The organism is Mesorhizobium sp. M1163 (assembly GCF_040318415.1).
Lineage (GTDB): Bacteria > Pseudomonadota > Alphaproteobacteria > Rhizobiales > Rhizobiaceae > Mesorhizobium.
Map to the genome: position 1 here is coordinate 176,442 of NZ_JAMYMF010000010.1, position 10,722 is coordinate 187,163.

Below are 10,722 nucleotides of genomic sequence, written 5' to 3' on the forward strand. Positions count from 1 at the left end.
GCCCGGCTGGCGGAGCCGGCAAAAAGCTTTCGAACCGAAGATCTTCCTGCGGAGCCAATGATGTGCGGATTGTTCGGCGTCTATCGTGCCGAGGGCTTTTCGCCCGACGATATCCATCGTGCCGACCAGGCCCGCGACACGCTTGTGCACCGCGGCCCGAATTATGGCGGCGCACGTGTCACCAGCGATCTCTATCACGGGTTTCGGCGCCTCAGCATTATCGACCTCTCGGCGGCAGGCAATCAGCCCATGGTCAGCGCCGACGGGAAGTTCGCGATCACGGTCAATGGTGAGATCTACAACTATCGCGAGCTCCGCGCCGATCTGATTGCCAAAGGCTGCGTATTCACCTCGCAGTCCGATTCCGAAGTTGTGCTGCATGGCTATCGGGTGTGGGGGCTCGAAGGGCTCTGCGAGAAGCTGGACGGCATGTATGCGGCGGTGATCCATGACGGGGAACGCCGCAAGCTGCATGCGATCCGCGACCGGCCGGGCATGAAGCCGTTCTTCTACTTCCATTCGGGACGCCGATTTGCCTGGGCGTCGGAACTCAAAGCGCTGCAGGCCTGGCTCGGCGACGATCTGCCGCCGATCGACGAGACGGCTGTCCTGGACTATCTCGCATGCCGCTATATTCCAGCGCCCAAAAGCCTTTACCGCAATATCTTCAAACTTCCGGCCGCAAGTCGGCTGACATTCGATCTGGAAACCGGCCGCGTCGATGTCGGGCGTTACTGGACCATGCCTACCGAACTCCGCTCGGACAACGACGACCGCCTGGCCGACGGGCTGCGGGACCGCATGCAGGCGAGCGTTGCCGCCCACATGGTGAGCGATGTGCCGGTCGGCTATTTTCTCAGTGGCGGCATAGACTCGGCGGTTGTCCTGTCGCATGCCGTTGCGGTGAACCCCACGGCAAAGGCGTTTTCGATCGGCTTCGAAGATCCAAGATTTGACGAGAGCGCGCAGGCGGCCAAGGTCGCGGCGCTGTTCGGCGCCGAACACGCGATCCGGATCCTGCAGCCGACAGAGCTCGATGACGTCTTCGACCGCACGCGGGAATGGTATGACGAGCCGCTTTCCGACAAGGCCGCCATCCCGGCGTTTCGTGTCTGCGAATTTGCCAGCCGCGACAGGACCGTCGTGCTGACGGGCGATGGCGGGGACGAGCTTTTCGGCGGCTATCGCTCATACAAGCGGTTTAGCGGCATTCGCAGGAAGCAACGTTTCGTCCCGTTCGGTTCACAGAGCGGGTGGCGCCTGAAGGACCGCAATTTGCGCCTGATCACCACGCGTGACCCGGTCGAGCTCTCCATCGCCATTGGCTCCGGCAGAACGAGATGGCAGCGCGACGTCTATCGCGAACGCCTTGCCATCGCTGCTGACTATGATGAACTCGCCCATCTCAGGGCGTGGTGGAAGCCGGAACTCGGACCGTTGCGCAGCCTGCAATATCTCGATTTTCATACCAGTCTGCCCAACAATATCCTGACCAAGGTCGATCGGTTGAGCATGTCGGTTTCGCTCGAAGCGCGTATCCCGTTCCTGTCGCGAACGATGATCGAATATGCGTTCAGCCTGCCGGAGTCGTTTCTTTACAAGGATGGCCAGCTTAAGGGCGGGCTTAAATACGCATATCGCAATGTTTTGCCGGCAAGCACGCTCAAACGTAAGAAGCAGGGATTTGGTCTTCCACAAAGCTGGAAGCGAACGGCCGTGGCTTCGCAATCCGAGGAAAGCTATCAGGAGGCGGTATTGTCCGGTTTCCTGAAAGGCGCCAAGTTTTCGAATGCCTCCGCATAGCCACCCTCAAGGCTGCCAGCATTTCTTTTTCGCCGTGACGGAGCGGGGTCGGGCCATGGGAGCACCGCCGACATGGTGATGCGGACCGGATTCATATGCGGCTGCGGTCATAGCGGCACGACGTTGATCGCGACGATCCTCGCAGCCCATCCCGACGTCTACCTGCCGTTCCAGGAAACCAATGTCTTCTTCAAATGGACGCCGCTGGCGATGTTTCGCTATTGGAAGCTGAAGCGCGCGGCGCGCGGTGCCGGAAAGACCTTGCTGCTTGAAAAAACGCCGCGGCATATCCGTCGCGTCGGCCGTATTCGCCGCCTCGTGCCCGGGGCGCGTTTCGTGATGCCGGTGCGGGACGGGCGCGACGTCGTGGCGTCATTGGCCAAGCGTCTTGGCGATCCAAGGGAGGCGCTCGACCGCTGGATCGGCGACAATGCGCTCGTTCTCGCCGAACAAGGACAGCCGGATGTACTGATCTATCGCTACGAGGATCTGGTCGAGGATCCGGCCAAGATCGTCGAGCGCATCTGCGGCTTTCTCAACCTGCCCTTCAGCCCGGACCTGCTCGACTATCACAGGAAGCCGCAGCAATGGTTCAAGCCGGCCGAAGTCGAACTTGAGAAGCAACATACTGCACTCCGCAACCAGCAGGTCAATCAGCCGATCTATGACGGGCGCGGACGATGGAAGACCGACCTTGGTCAGCAGGAATTGGCGGAGCTTACCGAGGGCCGTGGGAAGCCCCTGATGCAGGCTTTCGGGTACCTTTGAGCGATACGCCCGATATTTTCACTCTGGAAGCGCGCGCGGATAGCCAAACTGATCGAAGTCGCGCTCATATGCGCGATAGATGGAATCCGCCAGTTCTGGCGTGAAGTAGTCGGCAAGCCTGCGACGCGAGGAGGTGTGCAGGGGCGGCATCGCCGCGCGCCGCATATCGTCGCCTGCACCGACATGATCGAGAACCCGTTCGAAATCCTTTGCGAAAGTCTCGGTCTTGCCGATGAGGTCGAACGCAACTCCTGGAACTTCGACAATGTCGCTTTGCCTCTGCCAATGTTTGTCGATGCGCCATGTGGACGTCTTGCAGGCAAAGGCGACGAAATCTGCAAAGGACAGGCTCTTGTCAGCGCCGACAGGCAGCGCCGGATCGGCCCGTTCGCGATGAGCCAGATAGACCTCGACCCTGCCATAGCCAGGCACAAGGGGACGGTCGCGATATTGGTCGGCCCAGCACGACAACAGCCTGGTATAGGGATTGCGAACGAAGGTAAATCGCAAGGCTTCAGCACTTGTCGCCATGCGGTGGAACTGCACGATGCCATGGCGAGGCGCCTGCAACCGTGACGCCTTTCGGTTGTGGACCTTCCAGTTCTGGTCGCTGCGCCACCCCGACACGGTGTCGTTGCCGATCATGGCTGCAAGGTTGCTTCGAATGCGGCTGCTGGCCGCCTTCGGCGTTGCCAGGTATAGGATCTTGAGTTGCGGGACCACGTCGATCAGGTCGTCCGGCAGGTATGCGGTTGCCACGGCCCTGCGGTAGAAGGCGAGGGCTTCCGGATGCGCCCAGGCAAGAAACGGCTCCCGGACCACGTCGCGAAGGCTTTGCAGCCGTGGCCGCAACGAGCGCTCGAGGCGACGGAATGCGCCGAGCTGGCGTTTGCCCGGCACGACATTATCGGGCGAAACATGGCTGGTCGTCATCGGCAAAAACCCTCGCCTTGAAATCAGTCTACCTGTCGTGGCATAGGCCTGTAAGCAGGCAGACTGTCTTTACCGCATTGCCCTATCCAAGGCTGGCTTACGGCGCTTAATAGACTGCGAAGAAACTCCCGCCAAGTTCGAAAGCTCAATTGTGGTGCATAGAGGCATGGCGCGTCGCACGGACTTGTCACAGCACGACCGACGCTTCCGGCCCTGGTGCAGGACAATGATCGCCTTTCGTGCTGCGATGTTTTTCCGGGCGCGGGAAGGCGTTAGACAACGCAAATGTTCCGCCAAGTTTCTTACATTCAATCTCTAACTTGGCAGCGTCGACAGACTTACGCTATACGCCGCGGTGGGCACGGTAAACGGGGGACGAAACCACTCACGGATCGAGCTCGAATGTGCTGAAACGATTTCGGAAAATCAAAACAAAGGTTGGCCGAACGGTCGCCAAAAGGACCATACCGGCTTCTCCGTTTTACAAGCGATACCCGTATGGCGGCAAATTGACGATACTGACCGCCGATCGGCAAGGATTGTTTGATCCCGATCACGGATTTTTCTACAATCGCATTGCGAAGTCGGCCAACTCTACGGTCACAATAAACTTGGCCCAGCTCAAATTTCGCGAAAAGTTCCAGCTCGCCGGCGCGAAGAAACAATTGCTGCAGAGCGACACCCTGTTGCGTCCGTCCCAATTGACCGTCGATCAGGTTGATTCGATTTCGAACGTGTTCGCGTTCACGTTTGTGCGGAATCCCTACAGCCGCGTGCTGTCGGCCTATTTGGATAAGGTCGCGACGGGAAAGAAAAACATCGGTAAGGGCGGCAATATCCCGACTTTCTGTGAATTTTGTGATCTCCTGGAAGATGGCTGGCTGTATGCGGACCTCCATTGGGCTCCGCAGACATCGTCGCTTGTCATGCCCACGTCCGAGTTTGATTTTATCGGTCGTGTCGAAAATTTCGCCGAGGACTTCCAAAAGGTGTGGGATCGGATCAGTGGCGGCAGGCAAATCAGCAACACCATCCACCGCAGCCAAAGCCGAACGGATGCGACGAGCAAGGCCGACGATTACTATGATAAGAGATCGCGCGGGATCGTCTCTAGCCTCTATGCCGAGGATTTTGAGGCTTTCGGCTACTGACGGCAATGCGCGGCTTCTGCTCGGCGGCGCACAGTCTACCTCAGGAAAACGACACTCCAGTCGATCATGTGCAAATCTTCACGGCGTAGCGAGGTCAAATGGCTCTGTCTCAGCATGATCGGCAGGTCCAAGCCGAACCGACAGTGCCGATCCTGTTCGTGCGCCAGCGTTATGCGCCTTTCGGTGGAGGCGAGATCATGCTGGAAAACATCATGGCCGCGTTCGCGGCGCGTCAGCGGCCGGTGGCCGTGCTCTCCGGCGACTGGCCGCGTAATGAAGGGATAGAGTTCATCCATTGCGCCGGCCGCCGCTTTCCGCGTTCGCTGCGGGCGACGTCCTTTGCTCAAGCCGCCTGCCGCAAGATCGCCGAGATGCCACGGGCGCTGGTGCAGAGCAACGATCGCCTCCCGTGCTGCGATGTCTTCCGGGCCGGGGAGGGCGTTCATGCCGCCTATCTTGCCGAGCGGCGGCGTTTCCAGACGCGGCTTGGCAGGGCGGCAATGGCGCTGAGCCCTTTTCACCGCCAGACGCTGCGCCTCGAGCGCGCAACCTATGCCAGCCCACGGCTCAAAGCTGTCATTGCGATTTCGAAAATGGTCGCAGACGACATTGTCCGTCACTACGATTATCCGGCGGAAAATGTGCACCATATCCCCAACGGCGTGGACCTCGACCGCTTCAATCCGCAACTGCGCCAACAGCATCGGACCGCGGTCCGCGCGCGGCTCGACGTCGACGATAACAGGTCGGTCGTCCTGTTTGTCGGCTCGGGCTTTGCGCGAAAGGGGCTTCTTGCACTGATGAGGGCTGTCGCCAGGCTCGATGGCGAGCCGGAATTGTGGGTCGTCGGCCACGATTCGCGCGCCAACGCCTTCAGGCAGGCTGGTGACAGGCTGGGTCTCGGCGCAAGGCTCAAGATGCTGGGGCCGCAAAAGGACATGTTGCCGTGGTACGGCGCGGCCGATATTGCCGTGCTGCCTTCCATCTATGATCCTTTCGGCACAGTGGTGATCGAGGCCATGGCCAGCGGCTTGCCCGCTGTGGTAAGCACCGGCTGCGGAGCGCGCGAGCTTGTCGAGCGGTTCGAGCCGACGCTTGTTTGCGACGCGGCCAGCGAAAGCGACCTCGCTGCAGGGCTCGCGCACGCGCTGCAGTTGTCGTCACGATGTGAGACCGCGACCCGGGTGAGAGCGGCGGCCGAGCATTATGATTTCAACGTCATGATAAAGCGAATGATGGCGCTGTATGAAAGCCTTGATCTGAAATGATTTTCGACTTTGTTGGATTAGGTTAGTACCCTCAGTGCGCTAACAGGCCGGGAGCCGATGCTGCAGATACATTCGAATGACAGCGGCAGCTTTGATGCCGGAACCTTCTGACCGTGCCGGTGCTCTCGGTCGTTATCATCACCCGCAATGAGGAGGCGTCCATCGCGCGCTGCCTTCGTTCGGTGGATTTTGCCGACGAAATCGTCGTTCTAGACAATGACAGCAGCGACAGAACCAGGGACATTGCCGGTGATCTCGGAGCCAAGGTTTTGATGACCCTTGATTGGCCCGGTTTCGGCGCGCAAAAAAACCGTGCGTTTGCCGCGGCAACGGGGGATTGGATCCTTTCGCTGGATGCCGATGAGTGGGTGGAGGCGCCGCTCGGTGCGGAAATCAGAGCCGCAATCGCCGACCCAAAAGGCTATGACGGCTTCGAAATACCGAGAAGATCGCGCTTTTGCGGGCATATTGTCCGCCATGGCGGCTGGTCACCCGATCTGGTGCTCAGGCTATTTCGTCGCCGCTCCGGGCGCTTCAGCGACGATACCGTGCACGAGAAAGTAGTGGTGAACGGGAAGGTCGGGCGATTGTCCCAGCCGATCGAGCACGACTCCATCGCCGACCTGGCGGATGCCCACGACAAGATTGGCCGGTACGCCGAAGCGTCCGCCGCGCGGCTGCTTGCCGAGGGCAAAAAAAGCTCGATAGGCAAGGCGGTTTTGCGCTCTGTCTGGGCTTATATGCGCAGCTATGTTTTCCGGCTGGGATTTCTGGACGGTTCCACTGGGGCGATGGTTGCCGCTTATTCCGCCAGCTACACCTATCAGAAATGGGCGCGTGTGGCATTGGGGAGCGAGGCCAATTCCACCCGAACCAGCAAGACCGAGGCCAGGACAAATCTGTGAGAAACCGGCTTGCGCGACCGCCATTGTTGCCGAGCCATCGCCAACTAGTTAGTGTACGACGGTTAAAATCGAAAGCCAGGGTAGTGAATATGACTGATGCGTTTAGGGTATTTATCGGATGGGACAGCCGTGAGCCGATCGCGTACGACGTCGCGCGCCACTCGTTGCTCAAACATGCGTCGGCGCCTGTCTCCGTCATTCCGATCAAGCAGGACGAGATGCGTAGCCGCGGGCTGTACTGGCGGGAAAAAGACCCGCTCGCCTCAACGGAGTTCACCTACACGCGCTTTCTGACGCCCTTTCTCGCCGGCTACACGGGTTGGGCCCTGTTTTGCGATTGCGATTTCCTGTGGCTCGGTGACGTCGCAGGCCTGCTGAAATATACGGACTCGGACAAGGCGGTCTATTGCGTCCAGCATGACTATACGCCGAAGGCCACGACCAAGATGGATGGCGTGGTCCAGACATCCTATCCTCGGAAAAACTGGTCGTCGTTGATGCTGTTCAATTGCGCGCATCCCTCGGTCAAATCGCTCACGCCAGAGGTCGTGAACCAGGAAAGTGGCGCCTATCTTCACCGAATGCAGTGGGTTGCCGACGAAGATCTGGGCTCATTGCCGGTAGAGTGGAATTGGCTCGAAGGCTGGAACGAAAAGCCTGCTGTCGGCACACCTAAGGCGGTCCACTATACGAGCGGCGGCCCGTGGTTTGCCGAGTGGCAGAATGTCGACTATGCCGATTTGTGGATAGCAGAACGCGACGAATTCCTGGCTTCAGATCAAGCACAATCTTCTCAGAGCGCAGTTCGATAAGCGCCATCGTGTTTGGCAGGTGAGCGCTTCCGAAGTGGAATCGATTTCGTGTCGCGAAGAGCGCAGCAACCAGCCGTCAGACGCTGGGCGTCGACAACAATGCGTGGTGCCGCCTTGGGGCGGGACCGGGGGCGGATTGTGCCTAAATCTGGCGGTTCCGGCCGGATAAGATGCCGCACCAGGTAAGGATCAGCTCGCGGCAATATGATCGGTCTGGGGTCCGTCAGCTCTTTCATCGGCCTAGCCGGCACGCGAAAGTCGACCATGCCGTCATTGCGAAGACGCCTCGATCGTTTTTTGGAAAACCGCGGGCCTAAAATACCGCGGCTGCAGCTGAACCATGTCGAGCGCCTGGCGCTGGTCCGTCGCCATGGTGATTTTTCCCTTGCCTATTCGGCCGCCGTGCAGAAGGGGCTTCATTACTTCGGCGATGCCCAGGGCTACATCGCTTACGGCAGCAAAACGCGACATCATTTCGCGCTCGGTGATCCAATGGCTGCCCCGGCCGATCGGCGCGACTATATCAAACGTTTCGTCGAGGTTGCAGGCAGCCCGTGGTTCGTGCAGATCGGCGAACAGACGGCGCGCGTGCTTGCCGGGCTTGGCTATCAGGTCAACCGCCTTGGCGTCGACACCAGGCTTGTCCTGCCCGGCCACGACTTTTCCGGAAGGCGCAATGAGACAGTGCGCTATTCCGAACGTTGGCTCTTGAGGAAGGGGTTTTCCTTTGCGGAGGACAACGGGACCGTTTTCCTCGACGAGATTGCCAGGCTCTCCCAGAACTGGCGGGCAGACCGCATCGTCAAGCGCTGGGAGATGAGGTTTCTCAACAGGCCCTTTGCCGATCACCTTGGCATCGACATGCGCCGCTTCGTCCTGCACGGTCCGGATGGAGAGCTCGTTGCCTTGCTGGATTTCGATCCGCTGTTCAGTGACGGCAAGGTCATCGGCTACACCACCTCGTTCAAGCGCAAGCACATCGATGCCTCGGCGCATGCCGAGATCGGCCTGACCAAATTTGCGGTCGACCGCTTTCGCAACGAAGGTGTTTCCGTCGTTACCCTCGGCCTGTCGCCGCTGGTCGAAATCGGACCCGGCGGGTTTGTCGAAAGCGATTTCTGGCGGTGCGCTTTCCAGCGCGCCTATGAATCGCCGTGGGTCAATCGCACCCGCTTCAACCTGCAGGGGCAGGCGGCCTTCAAGCGCCGGTTCCACGGTGTCGAAGAGCCGACCTATCTCGCCTTTCGCAAGGGGAGCTTTTTCGAGGCGCTTTCTCTGCTCCGGCTGATCAGGGCCGTCTAGTGCTTGATGGATGGGGCTCGTCGTCTCCCAGTATGGTCGACCTCTAACCGACCAGGCTTGGTTGTTTAGGTGGGAAAGGAAGGCGCGGCGGGATGCAAAAGACCGGCTGCGAAGCGCCGGACCGTTCTTGCGATCGTCCCCAGTCCCCGCCGGGGCACTTTTGGTAGCCTGAGAACGGCTCCACATCAGCGCCAAGGGTTCGGATTCACGGTTGCTGCAGCGTACCGCCAGGAATAACGAGGGTACCTTGGCCTGGCCTTGAGTATCTGAAGCCTATGAAGAACAAAGCGACGATGATCAAACAAATGACGATGACCGCGACGACGCTGCCAGGACGGTGTCCGGTATCTGGCGGTTGGACCATTGCCTTCCCGCATGGCTATCGCCGTTGACCTTCTTCATTCTCCAGCCGAGCATGACGACTGTCAATGGATGCAGGAGTTGCGCCCGTCATCTGTTGCGCGAAATGTTTCCCGTGGGTTAGTGGCAGCGCGTTCAGTTGGCCAAATGATCGATCAACCTCTCCCCGTTCACGGGAGAGGGTATCGTCCTTCGACGAACTCCCGAGGAGGTGGGCGGCGCGGACTCAACCAATATTACGGGAAGACCGCCGCGTATTCGCTGCGGAAATCCCCGATGACGTCGTCGACCGTCATGTCGGGGTCGCCCTGGAATGTGTACATCGTATTCCACACCGAGTTCAGCCAGTCGGTGTCGGATATGTTGAAAGGATTCTGGACGCTGAAGCCGGGCTTTTTCAGCGAGTCGAGGACGAGCTGGTTGCAGGCGTCGAGCTTGTCGGTCGGAACGTCCAGGCGCACCGGGCTCGATCCCTTGATGGAAGCGAACTCGGCGTTGATCTTGGGGTCGACGACGGTACCGGCGAAGTCGAGCTCTGCCTTGAGCACGTCATCGGGCTGGCCGCCGAGAATGCCGAACGCATCCACCGTCACCGATAGCGCCTTGGTGCCGGGAATGTTGATGCAGCCGAAATCCTCGCCGAGCACCTTCTTGTTGGCCTTCCACTGACCCTTCATCCAGTCGCCATGGATCTGCATGAGCGTCTTGCCCGAAATGACCGTGCTGGTCGTCTCGTTCCATTGCCGGTTCACCCAGCCCGCGTCGGCCTGGCTGGTGATCTTGCGGAACATGTCGATCGCGTCGCGAAGGCCTTTCTCGTCGAACACAGTCTTGTCAGGCGTTTCACCATAGAAGCGGTTGTAGATGTCCGGGCCGGCGACGGCAGCGACCAGGGCATGAAAGAGATAGCCGGCCTGAAACGTGTTGCCGCCCACTCCGATGAAGGTGAAGCCGGCCTGCTGGACCTTTTTCATGTCGGCGAACATATCGTCGAGCGAGGCCCATTCGGTCGGGTCGACGCCGGCCTCGGCGGCGACCTTCTTGTTGTAGTAGATCATCCCGTCGATATGGACGCCGGTCGGGATTTTGCGGATCTCGCCGTCGACCTTGATTGACTTCAAAACCGTTTCGGGAAAATTCGGCGTCGCCCCGATCTTGTCGAAATAGGCGTCGAGCGGCTCGCCCAGTCCGCGTTTGGTCAGATCGCGATAAAGGCCAGGCTCGGAGTTGATGAACAAATTGGGTGGTGTGCCGGCGACGATCAGGCTGACCAGCGGGCTGGAGCCGGCCTGCTCGTGCGGCACGGCCATCTCGGTAATCTTATTACCTTTCGCTTCGAACGCCTTGACGATCACGTTGAGCGCGCCGATCTCGCTCTCATTCGACCATGTATGGAACAGTTTGAGCTCGGTGGCGGCGG

General features: G+C 59.6%; 9 protein-coding genes. 7 read left to right on the plus strand and 2 right to left on the minus strand.

All coding sequences use genetic code 11. The features are described 5' to 3' along the window. The first annotated feature begins 60 nt into the window (after positions 1 to 60). Together asnB and NKH43_RS12545 are read left to right on the plus strand one after the other, a co-directional pair. Entirely contained in the window at positions 61 to 1,803 is a 1,743-nt protein-coding gene (gene asnB / locus NKH43_RS12540) for an asparagine synthase (glutamine-hydrolyzing) (protein ID WP_352587194.1), read from the plus strand. Positions 1,804 to 1,875: 72 nt separating this feature from the next. Further along, on the plus strand, positions 1,876 to 2,571 hold the full coding sequence (locus NKH43_RS12545) for a sulfotransferase family protein (protein ID WP_023717684.1): 696 nt from the start codon (positions 1,876 to 1,878) through the stop codon (positions 2,569 to 2,571). An 18-nt stretch (positions 2,572 to 2,589) separates the two neighbouring features. On the opposite strand, the gene NKH43_RS12550 is transcribed toward NKH43_RS12545, so the two are convergent. Continuing rightward, entirely contained in the window at positions 2,590 to 3,504 is a 915-nt protein-coding gene (locus tag NKH43_RS12550; RefSeq protein ID WP_352858385.1) for a sulfotransferase family protein, read from the minus strand. A 509-nt stretch (positions 3,505 to 4,013) separates the two neighbouring features. Between NKH43_RS12550 and NKH43_RS12555 the strand changes: the two genes are divergently transcribed. The 5 genes from NKH43_RS12555 to NKH43_RS12575 all read left to right on the plus strand — a co-directional run bounded on the left by NKH43_RS12555 (position 4,014) and on the right by NKH43_RS12575 (position 8,942). Next, complete coding sequence (locus tag NKH43_RS12555) at positions 4,014 to 4,655, plus strand: sulfotransferase family protein (protein ID WP_352858387.1); 642 nt, start codon at positions 4,014 to 4,016, stop codon at positions 4,653 to 4,655. A gap of 98 nt (positions 4,656 to 4,753) precedes the next feature. Continuing rightward, positions 4,754 to 5,923 (plus strand): glycosyltransferase family 4 protein, encoded by a 1,170-nt coding sequence (locus NKH43_RS12560; protein ID WP_051409615.1) that lies wholly within the window; start codon positions 4,754 to 4,756, stop codon positions 5,921 to 5,923. A 113-nt stretch (positions 5,924 to 6,036) separates the two neighbouring features. Beyond that, positions 6,037 to 6,828: a glycosyltransferase family 2 protein gene (locus NKH43_RS12565; RefSeq protein WP_023717680.1), complete on the plus strand. Its 792-nt coding sequence runs from the start codon at positions 6,037 to 6,039 to the stop codon at positions 6,826 to 6,828. Positions 6,829 to 6,917: 89 nt separating this feature from the next. Continuing rightward, positions 6,918 to 7,640 carry a glycosyltransferase gene (locus NKH43_RS12570; RefSeq protein WP_352494621.1) on the plus strand — a complete coding sequence of 241 codons (723 nt, stop codon included), beginning with the start codon at positions 6,918 to 6,920 and terminating at the stop codon, positions 7,638 to 7,640. A gap of 264 nt (positions 7,641 to 7,904) precedes the next feature. Further along, entirely contained in the window at positions 7,905 to 8,942 is a 1,038-nt protein-coding gene (locus tag NKH43_RS12575; protein WP_352858390.1) for a phosphatidylglycerol lysyltransferase domain-containing protein, read from the plus strand. A 596-nt stretch (positions 8,943 to 9,538) separates the two neighbouring features. Here NKH43_RS12575 and NKH43_RS12580 read toward each other — a convergent pair. After that, positions 9,539 to 10,722 (minus strand): ABC transporter substrate-binding protein (locus NKH43_RS12580; RefSeq protein ID WP_352858393.1); only part of this gene is annotated, 1,184 nt, incomplete at its 5' end.

Excerpts from the sequence above, each read along its gene's own strand:
- NKH43_RS12550 (WP_352858385.1), bottom strand. The coding sequence starts at position 3,504 with ATGACGACCAGCCATGTTTCGCCCGATAATGTCGTGCCGGGCAAACGC.
- NKH43_RS12560 (WP_051409615.1), top strand. The coding sequence starts at position 4,754 with ATGGCTCTGTCTCAGCATGATCGGCAGGTCCAAGCCGAACCGACAGTG.
- NKH43_RS12545 (WP_023717684.1), top strand. The coding sequence starts at position 1,876 with ATGGTGATGCGGACCGGATTCATATGCGGCTGCGGTCATAGCGGCACG.
- asnB (WP_352587194.1), top strand. The coding sequence starts at position 61 with ATGTGCGGATTGTTCGGCGTCTATCGTGCCGAGGGCTTTTCGCCCGAC.
- NKH43_RS12575 (WP_352858390.1), top strand. The coding sequence starts at position 7,905 with ATGCCGTCATTGCGAAGACGCCTCGATCGTTTTTTGGAAAACCGCGGG.
- NKH43_RS12570 (WP_352494621.1), top strand. The coding sequence starts at position 6,918 with ATGACTGATGCGTTTAGGGTATTTATCGGATGGGACAGCCGTGAGCCG.